This is a genomic window from Streptomyces sp. BE303, from assembly GCF_036290945.1.
GTDB lineage: Bacteria > Actinomycetota > Actinomycetes > Streptomycetales > Streptomycetaceae > Kitasatospora.
The window spans coordinates 145,443-162,800 of record NZ_JAQYWZ010000880.1; the positions used below are offsets into that span (position 1 = coordinate 145,443).

Genomic DNA, 17,358 nt, shown 5'->3' on the forward strand with positions numbered 1-17,358 from the left:
GATCGGGCGTCCCCCCACGGCCCCGGTGCGGGCACACGGCTGTCCCCGCCGGTGGGGGACAATGGTGGGATGTCCACACTGTTCGACGGCCGCGGCGAGGCGGTGGCATGAGCCTGTTCCGGGACGACGGCGTGGTGCTCCGGGCACAGAAGCTCGGCGAGGCCGACCGGATCATCACCCTGCTCACCCGCCACCACGGCAAGGTCCGCGCGGTGGCGCGCGGGGTGCGCAAGACCAAGTCCAAGTTCGGTGCGCGCCTGGAGCCGTTCTCGCACGTGGACGTGCAGTTCTTCAGCCGGGGGAGCGACCTGATCGGCCGCGGGCTGCCGCTCTGCACCCAGGTGGAGACGATCTCCCCGTACGGCGGCTCGATCGTCACCGACTACGGCCGCTACACCGCCGGCACCGCCATGCTGGAGACGGCGGAGCGGTTCGCCGAGAACGAGGGCCAGCCGGCCGTCCAGCAGTACCTCCTCCTGGTCGGCGGGCTGCGCACGCTGGCCGCCGGGCTGCACGAGTCGCACCTGGTGCTGGACGCCTTCCTGCTGCGCTCGCTGGCGGTCAACGGGTACGGCGCGACCTTCGACGACTGTGCCAAGTGCGGCCTGGAGGGCCCCAACCGGTTCTTCTCGCTCCAGGCGGGCGGGGTGCTCTGTCCGGACTGCCGGGTGCCCGGATGTGCCGTACCCTCCCCTGAGACACTGGTACTGCTCGGGGCACTGCTGTCAGGGGACTGGCAGACGGCCGACGCCTGCGAGCCGAGGTACTGGCGGGAGGGCAGCGGCCTGGTCGCGGCCTACCTGCAGTGGCACCTGGAGCGGGGCATCCGCTCGATGAGATACGTGGAGAAGTGAGCACATGGCAGCGCGACGGCTCTTCGGTGGAGGCGAAAGCAGCTGGGGGTCCCCCCGGCCGAAGGCCGGGGGCGAGTACCTCCCCCCGACCCCGCACCCCAGCGGCGCCCGGCCCCCGCAGATCCCCGCCGAGCTGGTCCCCCACCACGTCGCGATCGTCATGGACGGCAACGGCCGCTGGGCCAAGGAGCGCGGGCTGCCGCGCACCGAGGGCCACAAGGTCGGCGAGGCCGTGGTGCTGGACGTCCTCAAGGGCGCGATCGAGCTCGGCGTGAAGAACATCTCGCTGTACGCGTTCTCCACCGAGAACTGGAAGCGCTCGCCCGACGAGGTGAAGTTCCTGATGAACTTCAACCGGGACGTCATCCACCGCCGACGGGACGAGATGGACGCGATGGGCGTGCGGGTCCGCTGGGCCGGCCGGATGCCGAAGCTGTGGAAGAGCGTCGTCCAGGAGCTCCAGGTCGCCGAGGAGCAGACCAGGGACAACGACGCCGTCACGCTGTACATGTGCGTCAACTACGGCGGCCGGGCCGAGATCGCGGACGCCGCGGCGGCTCTCGCGGCCGATGTCGCGGCCGGGAAGCTGGACCCGAAGAAGGTCAACGAGAAGACCCTCGGCAAGTACCTGTACCACCCGGACATGCCGGACGTGGACCTCTTCCTGCGCCCCAGCGGCGAGCAGCGGACGTCGAACTTCCTGCTCTGGCAGTCGGCGTACGCCGAGTTCGTGTTCCAGGACGTGCTCTGGCCGGACTTCGACCGCCGGGACCTCTGGCGGGCCTGCGAGCAGTACGCGAGGCGTGACCGCCGGTTCGGCGGGGCGGTGCCGAACGAGGTCGAGGCCGGGCCCGAGCTGCCGGCGCAGCGCTGAGCCCGCAGCGCTGCGCCACGGCGGTGGTGGCCCGGTCCTCCCGGGCGTGCGGAAGGGCCCGTGGGACGGTTCCCACGGGCCCTTCCGCGTCGGCCGGTTCAGGCCTTCTTGGCGCACTCCGCGCAGGTGCCGAAGATCTCCAGGGTGTGGGCGATGTCACTGAACCCGTGTTCGGCGGCGACCGAGTTGGCCCAGCGCTCCACCGCCGGACCCTCGACCTCGACGGTGGCACCGCACTGGCGGCAGACCAGGTGGTGGTGGTGCCCGCTGCTGCACCGGCGGTACACGGCCTCGCCGTCGGCGGTGCGCAGCACGTCGACCTCGCCGGCGTCGGCGAGTGACTGCAGGGTCCGGTAGACGGTGGTCAGGCCGACCGAGTCACCCCGGTGCTTGAGCATGTCGTGGAGCTCCTGCGCGCTGCGGAAGTCCTCGATCTCGTCCAGGGCCGCCGAGACGGCGGCTCGCTGCCGGGTCGAGCGGGCACGCGGCGACGGGCCTGCGGTGGTCACCGTGGGTCCTCCTGGGGTGGTGGGCGTCTCGCACCTCATTGTGCCAGCCCCGCACCCGACGTCGGAGCGGTCGCGTCGGACCGGTCCGGGCCGGGCAGTTGGACGTCGCAGACCTGCGGCCCCGCGTCGGGGGTGTCCCGGTGCCTGCGCCTGGCCAGGGGTGCGGCGATCGCGCTGAACAGGGCGAACACCGCGATGGCGAGCAGCACGATGGCCGGGCCGGAGGGCACGTCCAGGTGGTAGGAGCCGGTGACGCCGGCCAGCGCGACGAGCACGCCGACCGCGATCGAGCCGGCCTGGGTGGCGGCGAAGGACCGGGTGAGCTGCTGGGCCGCGACCACCGGGACCACCATCAGCGCGCTGACCAGCAGCAGGCCGACCACCCGCATGGCGACCGTGACGGTGACCGCCGCCATCACGGCGAGCAGCAGGTTGAGGAACCGCACCGGTACGCCGGTGACCTTGGCGAAGTCCTCGTCCTGGCAGATCGCGAAGAGCTGGCGGCGCAGGCCGAGGGTGACGGCGATGACGACGGCGCCGAGTGCGCCGATGGTGGCCAGGTCGGAGGGCGAGACGGTCAGGATGGAGCCCCAGAGGTAGCTCTCCAGCGAGCCGGCCCCGGCCTGGGCGGACTTGGAGACCAGCAGCTTCCCGCAGGCCATGCCGCCGTAGAAGAGCATCGCCAGGGCGATGTCGCCGCGCTGGTTGCCGCGCGAGCGGACCAGCTCCATGGTGACGGCGCCGAGCACGCAGACCAGGACGGCCATCCAGACCGGGCTGGTGTTGAAGATGAAGCCGAGGCCGACGCCGGTCATCGCGACGTGCCCCATGCCGTCGCCCAGCAGGGCCTGGCGCCGCTGGACCAGGTAGATGCCGACGGCGGGCGCGGTGATGCCGACCAGGACGGCGGCGAGCAGCGCCCGCTGCATGAAGTCGTAACTGAGCATCTCGGTCATGCCAGCAGTCCCCGGGTGTGGTGAAGATCGGCGTGCGGGTGGACGTGGTCGTGGCCGGGCAGGGCGTGCAGGCCGGTGTTGGGGACGGGCGGACCGTCGTGCGCGACGCAGCCGTCGCGGAGCACCACCGCGCGGTCGATCAGCGGCTCCAGCGGCCCGAGTTCGTGCAGCACGAGCAGCACGGCGGCGCCGCGGGCGACCTCGGTGCGCAGGGTGTCGGCGAGTACCTGCTGGCTGGCGGAGTCCACCCCGGCCATCGGCTCGTCCATGATCAGCAGGTCCGGGGTGCCGGCCAGGGCGCGGGCGATCAGCACCCGCTGCTGCTGGCCGCCGGAGAGGTCGGCGACGCCGTCCCGGGCCCGGTCCAGCATGCCGACGGCGGCCAGGGCGCGGTCGACGGCGGCGCGGTCCCGGCGCCGGAACGGCAGCAGGCGGTGCAGCGGCAGCCGCCCGGTGGAGACGACCTCCCGGACGGTGGCCGGGACACCGGAGGCGGCCGTGGTGCGCTGCGGCACGTACCCGATGCGGTGCCAGGAGCGGAACCGGGCGAACGGGGTGCCGAACAGCTCCAGCCCGCCGCGCTCCAGCGGGACGGCGCCGGTGACGGCCTTGACGGTGGTGGACTTGCCGGAGCCGTTGGCGCCGAGCAGCGCGACGACCTCACCGGGGCGGACGGTGAGGTCGACGCCGCGCAGCACCGGCCGGCCGCCGCGCGAGGCGACGGCGTCGTGGAGGCGGACGGCCGGGGGTGTCGGGGAGGTCATGGCGTGGTGTCGTCCCGTCAGCTGGCGGCGCTGGTGGTCGCGCCGAGGGCGGCCTGGAGGTTGGTGAGGTTCTGCTTCATGACCGTGAGGTAGGTGTCCTTGGCCGGGTCCTTGACGCCCTCCAGCGGGTCCAGGACGGCGGTCTTGAGGCCGAGGTCCTTGGCGACGGTGTCGGCGAGCTTGGGGCTGACCAGGGTCTCGAAGAAGATCGTGGTGACGCCGTTCTCCTTGGCGGCCTTCTGCACGTCGGCGAGGCGGGCCGGGGTGGGCTCGGACTCCGGGTCCACGCCGTTGATGGCGACCTGGGTGAGGCCGTAGTGCTCGGCGAGGTAGCCGAAGGCGGCGTGGCTGGTGACGAAGGTGCGGGTCCTGACGTCCTTGAGGCCGTCCCGGAACTCCTGGTCCAGGGTGGTCAGCCGGCCGACCAGCTCGTCGGTGTTCTTCTGGTAGTCGGCGGCGTGGGCCGGGTCGGCCTTGGCCAGTTCGGCGCCGACGCTCTTGGCGACCGCCGCGTAGCGGGTCGGGTCGAGCCAGATGTGCGGGTCGCCCGCGGCCTCGTCGTGGTCGTGGCCGTCGCCCTCGGAGTGGCCCTCCGCCAGGTGGTGGTCCTCCAGCGGGCTGGCGGCGGTGGCGTCGACCTTGTGCTTGGCGCCGGAGTCGGCGACCGCCTTGTCGACGGTGGGCTGGAGGCCCTTGAGGTAGACGACCGCGTCGGCCTTCTTGACGTTGGCGACCTGCTTGGCGGTGAGCTCCAGGTCGTGCGGCTCGACGCCAGCGGCGGTGAGGCCGGTGACCTTCACGTGCTCGCCGCCGATCTGGGTGGCGAGGAACTCCATGGGATAGAAGGACGCGACGACGTTCAGCTTGCCGTCCGAGCCCTGGGCGCTGCCGGTGCTGCCGCAGGCCGTCAGGGCGAGGGCGGCGGTGAGGGCGGTGGCGGTCAGGGCTATGGCACTGCGAGTACGTCGTCGGATCATCATGACAACCATTCTCAGATTAGATGGAAATGATTGTCAAATCACTCGGACGGGTGAACGGGTGGTGACGGTGGGTGGGCAGGTACCGGCGATACCGATTTGAACCCTGTACCCATATGGCCGGTAACCTGAGGTATTCGGGTACGCGCAACCAGCCGTGCCCTGACCGTGCCGTCCGTACTGAAGAGAGCACTGTGGCAGCCGACAAGATCGAGACGATCGTCAGCCTGAGCAAGCGCCGTGGCTTCGTCTACCCCTGCAGCGAGATCTACGGTGGCACGCGTGCCGCCTGGGACTACGGGCCGCTGGGCGTGGAGCTCAAGGAGAACATCAAGCGCCAGTGGTGGCGTGCGATGGTCCAGGCCCGTGAGGACGTCGTCGGACTCGACTCGTCGGTGATCCTGGCCCGCGAGGTCTGGGAGGCCTCCGGCCACGTCGCCACCTTCAACGACCCGCTGACCGAGTGCCTCTCCTGCCACAAGCGCCACCGGGCCGACCACCTGGAGGAGAAGTACGAGGCCAAGCACGGCTTCCCGCCGCCGAACGGCCTCCAGGACGTCAACTGCCCCGACTGCGGCGTCAAGGGCCAGTTCACCGCGCCCAAGGACTTCTCGGGCATGCTGAAGACCCACCTCGGTGTCACCGAGGAGGCGAGCGGCCTGGCCTACCTGCGCCCGGAGACCGCCCAGGGCATCTTCACCAACTTCAAGGCCGTCCAGACCACCTCGCGCAAGAAGCCGCCGTTCGGCATCGCCCAGGTCGGCAAGAGCTTCCGCAACGAGATCACCCCCGGCAACTTCATCTTCCGGACCCGCGAGTTCGAACAGATGGAGATGGAGTTCTTCGTCAAGCCGGGCGAGGACGAGCAGTGGCACGAGTACTGGCTCCAGCAGCGCTGGGACTGGTACGTCGACCTCGGTCTGCGCACCGACAACATGCGCCTGTTCGACCACCCGAAGGAGAAGCTCTCCCACTACGCCAAGCGCACGGTGGACATCGAGTACCGCTTCAACTTCGGCGGTACCGAGTTTTCCGAGCTGGAGGGCATCGCCAACCGCACCGACTACGACCTGACGGTGCACAGCGAGGCCTCCGGCCAGGACCTCAAGTACTTCGACCAGGAGTCCGGCGAGCGGTACTTCCCGTTCGTCATCGAGCCGGCGGCCGGCCTCAACCGCGCCATGCTGGCCTTCCTGATCGACGCCTACTTCGAGGACGAGGCGCCGAACGCCAAGGGCGTCCTGGAGAAGCGCGTCGGCATGCGGCTCGACCCGCGGCTGGCCCCGGTCAAGGTCGCGGTGCTGCCGCTGTCGCGCAACGCCGACCTCTCGCCGAAGGCCCGCGGCCTGGCCGCCGACCTGCGCACCGCGTGGAACGTCGAGTTCGACGACGCCGGCGCGATCGGCAAGCGGTACCGCCGCCAGGACGAGATCGGCACGCCGTTCTGCGTCACCGTCGACTTCGACACGCTGGAGGACAACGCGGTGACCGTGCGCGAGCGCGACACCATGGCGCAGGAGCGCGTCTCGCTGGACCAGGTGAAGTCGTACCTGGCGGCGCGGCTCATCGGCTGCTGACGTCCGACTGATGCCGGCCGTCGCCGGCCGTTCGTCGCGGGGAGCCCCCGTTCGCCTTCGGGCGGGCGGGGGCTCTTCGCGTGCGCCTGCGGCCGACGACCTCAGGCGCTGTCCGGACCCAGGGCCTGTCCGGGCCCCGGGCCCCGGGCGGGTCTAGCGGCGGCCCCAGCGGGAGCGGGGCGGCGGGGTCGGGGCCGTCGGCAGGCCCGCCGTGCGGAGGGCGGCGAGGGTGGCGCGGTGGCGGGCGTCGTCCGCGAGAAGTGTGGTCAACAGCTCGTCGTACAGCTGCCGGTGGGCGGCCGCGTGCAGCGCGGCGGCCAGTCCGACCAGTTCGGCCGGCGGGCGCAGCGCCGCCAGCTCGCCCAGCAGCAGGCCGGGGAGCGGCGGAGCGAGAGCGGTGACGAGGCCGACCAGGTCGGCGGTGGGCCGGCCCGCCGCCTGGCGGAGCAGCGTCCGAGCGTCGGCGGCGCGGTCCGACCGGTGCAGGTGGACGGCCAGGGCGGCCAGTTCTGCGGTCGGGGCGGAGCCCCACTCCCAGAGCAGGGTGGCGCTGTCGGCGTGCTGTCCGGCGCGTTCCAGCGCGTTCAGTAGGGCGGGAAGCGCGGTGACCGGGTAGGACCAGAGGGTGTGGAAGAGCTCGGTGGCCTCCTCGGCCAGCCCGGCCTCGCGCAGCTCGGCCAGGGTGGCAGCAGCGTGCTCCGGAGCGCCCTGGGCCGCGCTCCGGGCGAGTTGGCGGGAGGCGCCGGCCGAGCCGCGACGGGACAGCAGGGCGGCCAGGCGGGCGGTGTCGGGCGGGGTGAGGCGGGTGGCGGCCCGGGCGAGCAGGTCGGCGGCCTCCCGGGAGGCCGCCTGGCGGGGCGGCGCGTGGTGGTGGGGGGCCTGCTGGGGGGCGTGGCCGCCGGCGGCCTGCTGGTGGAGGGCGATGATGCGGTCGGCCAGGGTGGTGAGTTCCCCGGGGGAGCGGCGGCGGGGCGGTTCGGCGGCCGGGGGCGGCGGGGGTGGGGGCGCGGTTGCGGCGGCCCCCGGCACGGCTCCTGCCGGTCCGGTCGGTCCTGCCGGTCCGGTCGGGTCCGTCGGCCCCTTGGCTTTCTGCGTCTGGGCGGTGAACCGGCCGAACCGCGCACCGGTGGCGCGCGGCGGCGGGGGTGCGGGTGACATCGACGCGGCGGACGCCTCGTCGTACGAGCCCCCGCCGAACCGTGCCCCGGTGGGCTGACGGGGCATCCGCCGACGCGGAGCCGGTTGCCGCAGGTGGTCCTCCAGGATCTTCAACTGGTCGCTCAACTCCAGGCAGCGGGCCGAGAGTCCCTCGCGCAGCATCTGCGCCTGGGCCAGCTGTCGTGCCAGTTCCCCGTCCGGTTGCTGCCGTTCCGGCAGCGCCCGGACGGCCTCGACGAGCCGGCGTTCGCGCTGGCCCGCGTACTGGCGGGCGCGCAGCAGCTCGTCCAGCTCGGTGCGGAGTTCCAGCGCGTCCTGCTCCGTGCCGCCGCGCGCGCCCGCGTGCGCGTCGGTGTCCGCGCCGGCGCCGGCGTCGGCGTCCGGGAAAGGGGGTTGTTCTGTGTGCCGTGTATGCATGATCACCGCAACCTGTCCAACTAGACCCTGACTGCAAGCCATCCTGGCGTCGGTATACGGCAACCGCGTTACGGCAGTGCGTCCAGAGGTTTGCGAATGGAGTCCGGGAGCGCGGAGGGCGTGGGAACGGCGAACTCCGTAGCGCGCACGCGCCCCTCGGTGGGGCCTGCGCCCCGCCGTTCGGCACCGATGCGCCCGTGCTCACCCGGCCAGCCGCTCCCGGGCCTCCATCAGCGCGAAGCCCAGCAGGTTCTGCCCGCGCCAGGCCGCCGGCTGCTGCGCCCGCGCGTCGTCGGCGGCGAGCCCGATGCCCCAGATCCGGTCCACCGGGCTGGCCTCCACCAGGACGCGTCGTCGGGTCGACAGCAGGTACCCGCGCAGCGCCTCGTCCTGGGTGAACTTGGCGACGTTGCCGCGCACCACCAGCTCGAACCGCCCGGCCGTCCAGGCCGCGTCGTCGAACCCCCTGACCTGCCGGCCGAGCTTCTTCGCCTCGGCGGGGCTCGCAGCCCTGAGGATCCGCGCCAGCGTGCCCTCGTCCGCGAACATCCGCGCCTTGCCGGCCATCATCCAGTGCTCGGCGGTCGCGTACTCCACCCCGTCGACGGTGAACGGGTGCTCCGGCCACCACTGGCTCAGCACCCCGGGTCCGACGGACCCGTCCCGCTGCGCCCGGTGGCCCCAGAACATCAGCCACTTGGGCTGGACGCCGACGGCGACCAGGGCCGTCAGGTCGGCGCGGTTGCGGGTGTCGGCAGGGTCGTCGACGAGTTCGTTGCTCATATCGTCATGCTGACACAAAGGGGTGCTCGGCAGCCACGGCTTTTCCGGTGACGGGGCGGCGCGCGGGCCCCGTCACCGAGGAGGGAATCGGCTCGGGGGGTGGGAGGTTCACGGTTCGGTGGCGGTCGTCGCACACCGCGCCCGCGGTCCGCACCTCCGGGATCGCGCAACCTCGTCGCCCAACGTCATCGCAAGGAGCAGGCATGTCCGAGGAAGCCCCCGCCGTCCGTGAACTCCGCCTGGTGGTCACGGCGGCCGACTACGAACAGGCGCTCCACTTCTACCGCGACGTGCTGGGCCTGCCCGAGCGCGGCGCCTTCTCCTCCCCGGACGGCCGGGTCACCATCCTCGAAGCCGGCCGCGCCACCCTGGAGATCGCCGACCCGGGGCACGCCGACTACATCGACGACGTCGAGGTCGGGCGGCGGGTGGCGGGCCACCTCCGGGTCGCGTTCCAGGTGGACGACGCGACGGCCACCACCGCCACGCTCGTCGCCGCCGGCGCCGAGGTGATCGCCGAGCCCGTCCGTACCCCCTGGAACTCCCTCAACTCCCGCCTGGAGGCCCCCGGCGCCCTCCAGCTGACCCTCTTCACCGAACTCGGCGAGTAGCTCCCGGGGCCGGGTCGTCGGGAGGCCGGTGCCGCCGGCTCAGCCGGCGGCACCGGCCTCCTCCAGCCAGGTGAGCAGGTCGTCCGTCACGAGCTCGCCCTCCGTCTCGACGTTCTCGTCGATCGCGCCCAGACCGAGGCGGTACACGCGGGTGCGGTCGCGGCCGTGCCGGCGCATGAACAGTCCGGTGCCGCCGCTGTCGTCGCCGATCAGCACCCACTCGGGCGCGTAGCGGGACACCTCGAACGTCTCGTTGCGCTCCCGGATGCCGTGCGGCCCGTACACGAGCACGCCGCTGTCGAGCAGTACGCCGGGGGTCGACCGCCACAGCCGGGCGATCGTGGGGTTGGGGCCGTCGCCGAGTCCGCGCGATCGCGCCTCGTGGACGGCCAGGAAGCCCGCGAAGGACTCCGCCTCCGGGTACTCCTCGCCGTCGAGGCCGTCCCGGCGGACCACCGGGAACTCGCCCGCCCCGGCCTCTCCCGTCCGGTCGAGGGCGAAGTGGTACTCGTTGCCGCCGTCGGGCTCGCCGGCGAAGCGGAGCCGGTCGGCGGACCGCCGCCAGGGCGCGCTGACGGCCTCGTGGACGTCCTCGGCGCATTCGGGCGGGACGACCGTCGCGATGTCCGCCCCGAGCGTCCGCCCCCGGCCGTACTCGGCCAGCCACCACCGGTAGGACGGCGGCAGTGCCGTCCCGATCCGTGCCTCGGCGTCGCGGAGCCATTGTTCCGGCGCGGGGCGGGTCGGCCTCCGTCCGAGTTCCGGTGAGTCCTCGACGAGTTCGCGCAGCAGGGTCAGGTCCGGTCGCAGGGCGCGTCGCATGGCGCCGAGTCTGCCAGGAGGGTGCGTCACCGGACCCTGCCCCGATCCCCGGGTCTTGAGCACCGGGCCTTGAGCCCCGGGCCTTGAGCCCCGGTGGCGGTCGCCGGTCGCCGGTCGCCGGTCGCCGGCCGGGTGGGGCGGGGCCGCTACGCGGTCTTCTGGCGGGCCACCTCGTCGGTGCGCTGCCGAAGCCGGCGGACCACCCCGGGGCTGCCTGCGCGGGCGGCCAACGACGTGCCGAGCGCCCGGAAGTGCTCGTCGCCGCGGACGGAACTGAGGGTGACGTAGTCGTCCAGGAACGCGTGCCACGTCGCGCACGCCGCCTCGACGTGGCCCAGCTCCGTCTGCCGCCGGGCGAGCAGCCCGTTGGCGTGCACCCGGCCCTGCTTCTCGTTGGCCGGACGGACCCGGTTGGAGATCTGAAGTTCCTGCACGGACCCGGCGAGGTCGCCGAGTTCGTACAGGACGTGCGCGACGTGGAAGTGGTAGGCGGCCTGGTCGTAGCCGCCGACCGCGTCGTTGCGGCCGTCCGCCCTGGCGAGCGCGGCCTCGGTCTCGGCCAGCCGCGCGAACGCCTGGCGCCGGTCCTTCACCATGGCCGCGCCGTGCGCCTGCTGGCCGGCGAGGAAGGCACGCAGGCGCGGCCCTGCCGCAGGGGCGGCCTCGGCGGCGGAGTCGGCGAGTTCCAGCGCCCTGGGACCGTAGCCGAGGTTCGACGCCTGCAGGGCCATGCCGCGCAGCGTGCGGCAGTAGGTGACGTGGTCCCGGGCCTCGCGGGCGAGCCTGAGCGCCTGGACGTAGTACTGCTGCCCCAGCCCGTGCGCCGTCTCGTACATGGCCATCCACCCGGTCAGGTAGGTGAGGTCGGCCGCTGCCGCCAGCAGGTCGGCCTTCACCTGCTCGCTGCCGGACGCCCGGAGCCACGGCCCGACCGAGTTGACCAGGAACGCCGCGGCCATCGGCCGGGCGTGGGCGGCGCCCAGCTCGTCGAGGATGCCGGCGATCCGGCCCGTCATCGCCCGTACGGTCTCCACCTCGCCCGGCCCGATCCGGACGGTGCGCCCGGCGCCGGTACGGGTGACCCGGTCGGCGGCGTCCGGGTCGTCGAACCCCGGCAGGGCGAGCGCGACGGAGTAGAGCCCTGCGGAGAGCACTCCTCGGCGGGACGGGTCCACGTCGGCCTTGCCGATCGACATCAGATCGGACAGCGTGCTGCCGCCCGGCGCGCCGCCGCCCTGCTGGACCGGATCGCCGAACCCGGTCTCCTCCGGGGTCACGGGGCGCCCGAGCCGGCGCGCGAACGCCTCCCGGACCACCTCGCGCACCTCCGCACGCGGGCGCGCGCCGGAGAGCCAGTGCGAGACGGACGACTTGTCGTAGGTGAGGCCGAGCCCCTGTTCCCCGCCGACCCGGTTCACCGCCCGGGCGAGCTGGTCGTTGCCCCAGCGGGCCTGGAGGAGGAGAGCGGCCAGTCCGGTGTTGGGTGTGCGCGGTCGTCTCGCCATCGCGATCCCCGTCCTTCGTTCAACCGGTTCAACGCTCCGACCAGCATCGCCGGTTCTCCCGTCCTGTGTACCCGCGTTGAATGGATGTCAGCCTCACGGGTGGCGGAGCGGTCGGAATCGCAAGGGACTTCGCAGAGACGGAGAGCAACAGTGATCACAAGCGGTACGCCTTGCGTGAGGGACGTCCCGCCGGACCCTGCCGCGGTCCCGGCGGCGCGCCGCCATGTCGCGGACACCGCCCGCGCCTGGGACCTGCCGCTGTCGGACGACGCCCTGGCGGACGTCGAACTGTGCGCGGGCGAGCTCATCGCCAACGCCGTCGAGCACGCGGGCGGTCGCTGCACCCTCACCGTCCGGTGGTCCTCCGCCCTCCTCCGCATCGAGGTCGCCGACACCTGCCCGACCCTCCGCCGGCCCGCCCCGGCCCCCGAGCCCGACCAGGACGCCACCGACGGACGCGGCCTCCTCCTGGTGGAGGCCCTGGCGGCGGCGTGGGGCTGGGAGCCCGCAGGCACCGGCAAGGTCGTCTGGTTCACCTACGCCCCCGACCTCCCGCTCCCCGGTCCGGCCCCCGCACCGGCTCCCCGCACCCTCGCCGCCCAACCGGCCTGACGGCCCCGCCCCTCCGGGCCTTCCCGCGAGCCGGTGCCTCCGCCGAGCCCGAGACGTCGGCGGGCGGGACGCGGCCGGAAAGAAAGTGGGGGCGGGGCAGAATCCTTTGACCGGCGGCGGCTCTCCTATGAATGTCTTCGACGGACGGACGGACGTTCGGACAGGCGTCGGAGCAGGACTTGGGAGGTCGTCGTGGTCGTGGGAATCGCTGTCGGTGTCGTCGTGGTGCTGCTGTGCACGTGCAGCGTGGTCGTGCTGCGGAAGCGGGGGCGGGGCCGTGGCTGAGTCCGCCGCCTGGCCTGGGGAGGTGCTGGTCCGCGCGGCGCAGCGGGGCGACGTCGATTCGCTCGCCGCGCTGGTGTCGGGTGCGCACCCGCACGTGCAGCGGTTCGCGCGGTCGCTCTGCGCCTCGCCGCAGGACGCCGAGGACGCGGCGCAGGAGGCGCTGATCATCCTGTACCGGAAGATCGGGATGCTGCGGGCGTCCGGTGCGCTCGCGTCGTGGACCTTCCGGATCGTCCGCAACGAGTGCCTGCGCCGGGCACGCACGCTGCTGCGGGACCGGCCGCAGGTGGAGGAGGCCGTCGCCGTGTCGGCCGAGGACGAGGTGTTGAACCGCCTGGAGGCCGGCCGGGTGGCGGCGGCGATCGCCGCGCTCCCGGACGACCAGCGGCGCGTCCTGGTCATGCGGGACGTGCAGGGTCTCAGCGGGCGGACGGTCGCCGATGCGCTGGGCCTGAGCGGCGCCGCGATGAAGTCGCGGCTGCACCGTGCCCGCGCGGCGGTCCGGCAGTCGTTGTGGGACGCTGCCCGGTCTCCTGCGGGAGGTGGCGATGACTGACCGTCCGGACTTCGCGAGCGCCTCGCTGCCCCGTCATCTGCTGCGCGGTGCGGTGGGTTTCGGCTCGCTGGTCGGCGCGTTCGCGCTGGTCCCGGTGGTCGGACCGGTCGCCCTGCTGCTCCTCCCGGTCGGTGTGCTCGCCCTGCGGGGCTGCCCGATGTGCTGGACGATCGGGCTGCTGGAGACCGTCTCGCGGGGCCGCTTGAAGCGCTCCTGCGCGGACGGGAGCTGCACGCTCACCTCCGGGCGACCGGGCTGAGCGCGGCGGTCGGAGAAAGCGGCGAGGAGAAGGGACGGCGAAGAGGAGGGACGGTGAGGAGGGGCGGCACGGAGGAGGGCTGCGCGGAGGAGGGCGGCGCGGCTTGGGTGGTCTCACAGCCGCGTGCCCGCCTCCGCCGAGGCAGGCGGGCACGCCGCTACGAGGCGCCGCCGAACCCGGTCGTCCACCGTCATCCGATGGAGCGGGGGAGACGGAGGGTGAGGCAGAGGATGGCGAAGGAACCGAGGAGCTGGATGCCCAGGCAGAGGGCGAGGGCGCGGTCGAGGCCCAGCGTCGGGGAGAGGGCGAGGTAGAGGGTGCCGAGGGTGGCGACGCCGAGCGCCAGGCTGGACTGCTGGCTGGTGGCGAGGACGCCGCTGCCGACGCCGGCCCGGTCGGCGGGGACCTTGGAGAGGATGACGCGGAAGAGCGGGGTGCCGATCAGGCCCTGGCCGATGCCGGCGAGCGCGACGCCGGGGGCCATCCGGAGCGGGGAGAAGTGCGACCAGTCGGCGAGGACGGTCACGGCCAGGGTGGCGAGGCCGACCGCCTGGACGACGGCGCCGGCGGTGAGGACGCGGCTGCCGAAGCGGCCGATCAGACGAGGACCGGCGAGCGAGGCGGTGAAGTAGCCGACGGCCATCGGGACCAGCGCCCAGCCGGCCGCGACCGGGCCGAGGTGGAGGCCCTGCTGGAGGGCGACGGCGATGACGAACATGAAGCCGCCGAAGCCGCCGAAGTAGGGGAGGGCGATACCGAGGCCGCGCCGCATCTCGGGGATGCGCAGCAGGGTGGGCGGCACCAGCGGGGAGCCGCCGCGCCGTTCGGCCCGCAGCTCGACCAGGACGAACGCGGTGGCGAGGACGGGCGACAGCGCCAGCAGCAGCCAGGACCACAGCGGCCAACCGGCGGCGCGGCCCTCCATCAGGGGGACCAGCAGGGCGAGCATGGTGGCGGTGAGCAGGACGGTGCCGGCGATGTCGACCTTGGCGGCCTGCTCGGCCCGGCTCTCCGGGACGTAACGGAAGGCGAGGCCGACGGTGAGCAGGGCGAAGGGGACGTTCAGGAGGAAGACCGAGCGCCAGCCGGTGCCGAAGAGGTCGGCGGCGACCAGGATTCCGCCGAGGACCTGGCCGATCACCACCGAGATGCCCGCGACCGCGCCGTAGACGGAGAGTGCGCGGCCGCGCCGGGCGCCGTGGGTGGCGGCGGTGATGGTGCCGAGGACCTGGGGGACCAGCAGGGCGGCCGAGCCCCCCTGGGCGGCGCGGGCGGCGACCAGCGTCCAGGCACCGGGAGCGAGTCCGCAGGCGAGCGAGGTGACCGCGAAGGTCGCGGCACCGACGACGAAGAGGCGGCGACGACCGTAGATGTCGCCGAGCCGGCCGCCGAGGACCAGCAGCACGGCGAAGGCGATGCCGTACCCGGCCGCGACCAGTTCCAGGACGGCGGGGCCGGCGGCGAGGTCGTGGTCGATGGTCGGCAGGGCGACGTTGACGATGAAGAAGTCCAGCATCGGGAGGAATGCCCCGAGCAGGACGGTGACCAGTCCGGCGGTGCCGAGTGCGGAGTGGGCGGAGGAGACGGTGGCCCTGGACGCGGTGGCTGTGGAGACGGCGTCGGCCGGGGCGGCGGGGCGGGCGGATGCCGGGAGGGCGGCGGCGGTGGACTTGGCGACGGTGAGTTGGTGGGTCACGAGTCATACGATCCGACGCGCCGGACCCTGGTACCAGAGTGTGCTTATCCAGGTATAAGGAGTACCTGGCAACAGGATGGCGGGTGGCGCATGCTGGGGGGATGAGCCTGACGACTGCCGCCCCGACCGGTACGGCCACCGGCGGTACGGCCGCCGCGAACACGGGCAAGGTACCTGCCGCCGACGCTCGCCGCCACGAGCTGGCGGCCTTCCTGCGCAGCCGTCGCGAGCGGATCGCCCCGGAGCAGGTGGGCCTGCCGATGACCGGCCGCCGTCGGACTCCGGGCCTGCGCCGCGAGGAGGTGGCGCAGCTCGCCGCGGTCGGGGTGACCTGGTACACGTGGCTGGAGCAGGGGCGGGCCATCCAGGTGTCCGTCCAGGTGCTGGACGCGGTGGCCCGCGCTCTGCTCCTCGATCCGAGCGAGCGGGCCCACCTGTTCGCGCTGGCCGGTGCCGAGGATCCGACGCCGGTGGTGGAGTGCCCGACCGTGACACCGGGCGTGCGGACGGCCCTGGACCAGTTGGCCCCCTACCCGGCCGCGGTGATCAACTCCCGTTACGACGTACTCGCCCACAACGCGCCGTACGCCGGGATCGTGGGCGACCTGGGCGCGCTGCCGCACGAGGACCGCAACCTGATGTGGCTGGCCTTCACCCCCTCGCGGTTCCGCGACGTGCTGGTCGACCACGAGTACGAGCGGGACGTCATGGTGGCCCGGTTCCGCTCGGGCATGGGCGAGCACACCTCCGAGCCCGCCTGGCGGACGCTGCTCTGCCGGCTCCGCAAGGCCTCTCCGGACTTCGACGCGGCCTGGCAGCGGCACGACGTCCTGCGGCCGGGCAACGGGCTGAAGCGCTTCCTCGTGCCGGAGGTCGGGCTGCTGAGCTACGAGTACACGAGCCTCTGGCTCGGCCCGGGCCAGGGACCGCGCATGGTCGTCTACACACCTCGGGACGAGGAGACCCGCGCGCTGACGGCCCGGCTCCCGACCCGGACGGCGGCGACCCGGACGGCGGCGACCAGGGCGGCGGTGGTCGGGACGCTTTGACCGGTCGGCGGCCCGCGCCCGTCCGAGGGCCAGACAGAGGGCGGCCAGCGGCAGTTCGACGCAGCCGGCCATCATCAGCGCGACGAGCGTCTCGTGGCCGGGGCCGGCGGTGGCGAGATCGAGCAGGGCGTCGGTGGTGAGCAGCAGGGTCACCGCGGTCGCGGGCCGTGCGGCGGCCCGGCCGCGTTGGCGCAGCGAGGCGTCCAGCCTGAGCAGGGCGGCGAGTTCGAGCAGGTCGAGGACGACCCAGACCGGCTCGCCGGCGGCCACGAGCACGGCCAGCCAGGGCAGCAGCGCCAGCGCGGCGATCGCCGGTACCCGCTCGGCGCGGGCGCGGGTGCGGGCGCCGACGGCGAGGTGGAGGGACCACCGGGGCAGACCTCCCGGCCGGACGGGGAGGACGGCGCTCATCCGGCACCTCCGCACTCGGCGAGGGCGTCCGCCCCGGCCCGGTGGCGGACCCGCTCCAGTGGCCGTCGTTCGGACGCGGCGCCGTCCGGCGTCTCGACGAGCACGCCGCCGAACACCCCCTCGGCCCAGGCCAGCCACAACTGTCCGGCCACCGTGACCACCTCGGCCACCTCGACGACCGGGGCCGACCGCCCCGGCCGGCGCAGCAGTCGCCCGGCGGCCGGGGCGGCGGTGAACCCGACGGACGGCGCCGCGCCGCCGCGCGGCAGCCGCCCCCAGGCCAGCCCGTGCCGGACCCGGCGCCTGCCGCTGCCCGCGAACCGCCCGGCGCCGCCACGGCCGCCCGGCCCGGGGACCGTCCAGCACCGGGCGCCGCGCAGCAGCCCGGCGCCGAGCCGGGACGCGACGAGCACGTCCACCAACTCGCCGTACTCGTAGACCTCCAGGGCCGTCCGGCCACGGCTCCGGCCCGCCCGCACGCTGCGCACCGACCACGGCCCGGCCGGGCCGACGGGCACGCCCGGCAGGTCACCGGTCGGCCCGACCGGCAGCCGCCCCTCGGCGACGGCGGCCGCGGCGGAATGGGCCGGGCAGCAGACGGGGTACCCGTGTGGCGGGTGGGCGGAGTGCGGTGCGAGGCTCGTCATACCGACAAGCGTGGCGTCGGCGGGCGTCGCTGTCGG

At 73.6% G+C, this 17,358-nt stretch carries 18 protein-coding genes; 8 read left to right on the forward strand and 10 right to left on the reverse strand.

The genetic code is table 11. The annotated features are described in order from the left end of the window. Positions 1-107: 107 nt before the first annotated feature. On the forward strand, positions 108-854 hold the full coding sequence (recO, locus tag PUR56_RS31925) for a DNA repair protein RecO (protein WP_329951508.1): 747 nt from the start codon (positions 108-110) through the stop codon (positions 852-854). A gap of 4 nt (positions 855-858) precedes the next feature. After that, positions 859-1,728, forward strand: coding sequence for an isoprenyl transferase (locus PUR56_RS31930; protein ID WP_329885197.1), 870 nt, complete (start codon positions 859-861; stop codon positions 1,726-1,728). Between the two features lie 98 nt (positions 1,729-1,826). On the opposite strand, the gene PUR56_RS31935 is transcribed toward PUR56_RS31930, so the two are convergent. From PUR56_RS31935 to PUR56_RS31950, 4 genes are read right to left on the reverse strand one after another with little or no spacing between them, the layout of a single operon-like run. After that, positions 1,827-2,237, reverse strand: coding sequence for a Fur family transcriptional regulator (locus PUR56_RS31935; RefSeq protein ID WP_327676752.1), 411 nt, complete (start codon positions 2,235-2,237; stop codon positions 1,827-1,829). A 35-nt stretch (positions 2,238-2,272) separates the two neighbouring features. Further along, entirely contained in the window at positions 2,273-3,193 is a 921-nt protein-coding gene (locus tag PUR56_RS31940) for a metal ABC transporter permease (RefSeq protein WP_329951509.1), read from the reverse strand. Continuing rightward, the gene (locus PUR56_RS31945; RefSeq protein WP_329879026.1) at positions 3,190-3,957 is read right to left on the reverse strand and encodes a metal ABC transporter ATP-binding protein; all 768 of its coding nucleotides are present in this window, start codon (positions 3,955-3,957) and stop codon (positions 3,190-3,192) included. The genes PUR56_RS31940 and PUR56_RS31945 overlap by 4 nt, the downstream gene beginning before the upstream one ends. A gap of 17 nt (positions 3,958-3,974) precedes the next feature. Continuing rightward, complete coding sequence (locus PUR56_RS31950; RefSeq protein WP_329951510.1) at positions 3,975-4,937, reverse strand: metal ABC transporter substrate-binding protein; 963 nt, start codon at positions 4,935-4,937, stop codon at positions 3,975-3,977. 191 nt (positions 4,938-5,128) lie between these two features. On the opposite strand from PUR56_RS31950, the gene PUR56_RS31955 reads away from it, so the two are divergent. Continuing rightward, the gene (locus PUR56_RS31955; protein WP_329879024.1) at positions 5,129-6,511 is read left to right on the forward strand and encodes a glycine--tRNA ligase; all 1,383 of its coding nucleotides are present in this window, start codon (positions 5,129-5,131) and stop codon (positions 6,509-6,511) included. Between the two features lie 153 nt (positions 6,512-6,664). Here the strand turns inward: PUR56_RS31955 and PUR56_RS31960 are convergent, their stop codons facing one another. After that, positions 6,665-8,086: a hypothetical protein gene (locus PUR56_RS31960; protein ID WP_329951511.1), complete on the reverse strand. Its 1,422-nt coding sequence runs from the start codon at positions 8,084-8,086 to the stop codon at positions 6,665-6,667. Positions 8,087-8,287: 201 nt separating this feature from the next. After that, positions 8,288-8,869 carry an NADAR family protein gene (locus PUR56_RS31965; RefSeq protein WP_329951512.1) on the reverse strand — a complete coding sequence of 194 codons (582 nt, stop codon included), beginning with the start codon at positions 8,867-8,869 and terminating at the stop codon, positions 8,288-8,290. Positions 8,870-9,072: 203 nt separating this feature from the next. Here PUR56_RS31965 and PUR56_RS31970 point away from each other — a divergent pair, with 203 nt between their 5' ends. Continuing rightward, the gene (locus PUR56_RS31970; protein WP_329951513.1) at positions 9,073-9,480 is read left to right on the forward strand and encodes a VOC family protein; all 408 of its coding nucleotides are present in this window, start codon (positions 9,073-9,075) and stop codon (positions 9,478-9,480) included. A gap of 39 nt (positions 9,481-9,519) precedes the next feature. Here PUR56_RS31970 and PUR56_RS31975 read toward each other — a convergent pair whose 3' ends face one another. Both PUR56_RS31975 and PUR56_RS31980 read right to left on the reverse strand, forming a co-directional pair. Beyond that, positions 9,520-10,302 carry an SMI1/KNR4 family protein gene (locus PUR56_RS31975; protein WP_329951514.1) on the reverse strand — a complete coding sequence of 261 codons (783 nt, stop codon included), beginning with the start codon at positions 10,300-10,302 and terminating at the stop codon, positions 9,520-9,522. A gap of 146 nt (positions 10,303-10,448) precedes the next feature. Continuing rightward, positions 10,449-11,807 (reverse strand): hypothetical protein, encoded by a 1,359-nt coding sequence (locus tag PUR56_RS31980; protein ID WP_329951515.1) that lies wholly within the window; start codon positions 11,805-11,807, stop codon positions 10,449-10,451. Between the two features lie 174 nt (positions 11,808-11,981). Between PUR56_RS31980 and PUR56_RS31985 the strand changes: the two genes are divergently transcribed. From PUR56_RS31985 to PUR56_RS31995, 3 genes are all read left to right on the forward strand, one after another. Next, the gene (locus tag PUR56_RS31985) at positions 11,982-12,419 is read left to right on the forward strand and encodes an ATP-binding protein (RefSeq protein ID WP_329879018.1); all 438 of its coding nucleotides are present in this window, start codon (positions 11,982-11,984) and stop codon (positions 12,417-12,419) included. 277 nt (positions 12,420-12,696) lie between these two features. After that, positions 12,697-13,260 (forward strand): RNA polymerase sigma factor, encoded by a 564-nt coding sequence (locus PUR56_RS31990; RefSeq protein ID WP_329879017.1) that lies wholly within the window; start codon positions 12,697-12,699, stop codon positions 13,258-13,260. Then, positions 13,253-13,519, forward strand: a complete 267-nt coding sequence (locus PUR56_RS31995) for a hypothetical protein (protein ID WP_329951516.1) — start codon at positions 13,253-13,255, stop codon at positions 13,517-13,519. Before PUR56_RS31990 ends, PUR56_RS31995 begins: the two co-directional genes overlap by 8 nt. Before the next feature lie 190 nt (positions 13,520-13,709). Here PUR56_RS31995 and PUR56_RS32000 read toward each other — a convergent pair whose 3' ends face one another. After that, positions 13,710-15,215, reverse strand: coding sequence for an MFS transporter (locus tag PUR56_RS32000; RefSeq protein ID WP_443034601.1), 1,506 nt, complete (start codon positions 15,213-15,215; stop codon positions 13,710-13,712). Between the two features lie 101 nt (positions 15,216-15,316). Between PUR56_RS32000 and PUR56_RS32005 the strand changes: the two genes are divergently transcribed. After that, positions 15,317-16,264, forward strand: coding sequence for a helix-turn-helix transcriptional regulator (locus PUR56_RS32005; protein WP_329951517.1), 948 nt, complete (start codon positions 15,317-15,319; stop codon positions 16,262-16,264). Positions 16,265-16,671: 407 nt separating this feature from the next. On the opposite strand, the gene PUR56_RS32010 is transcribed toward PUR56_RS32005, so the two are convergent. Further along, positions 16,672-17,322, reverse strand: coding sequence for a hypothetical protein (locus tag PUR56_RS32010; protein WP_329951518.1), 651 nt, complete (start codon positions 17,320-17,322; stop codon positions 16,672-16,674). Positions 17,323-17,358: the final 36 nt, after the last annotated feature.